Genomic DNA, 250 nt, shown 5'->3' on the forward strand with positions numbered 1-250 from the left:
CACCACAACCCCCACCACAAAGAGGAAGCTGTGATTTGCGATTCATTCAACAAACAAACCGCACACCATGACACACAACATGCGCACCACGAGATGACGCCGCCATCAAAGGTTCACGACACCACCACCAGCACACACCCACCCACACCACAAAGCGCAGGCAGAACACGCCACAATGCACACCACAACAAACCACAAACAAAAAACAAAAAAGTACATTGGCACACTATCGAGTTCTCACACAACACAC

General features: G+C 50.0%; 1 protein-coding gene. It reads left to right on the forward strand.

Translation table 11 applies throughout. The annotated features are described in order from the left end of the window. On the forward strand, positions 1 to 250 hold a 250-nt coding region (locus HMPREF0298_RS12610), incomplete at both ends, for a hypothetical protein (RefSeq protein ID WP_211205449.1).

Source organism: Corynebacterium lipophiloflavum DSM 44291 (genome assembly GCF_000159635.1).
GTDB lineage: Bacteria > Actinomycetota > Actinomycetes > Mycobacteriales > Mycobacteriaceae > Corynebacterium > Corynebacterium lipophiloflavum.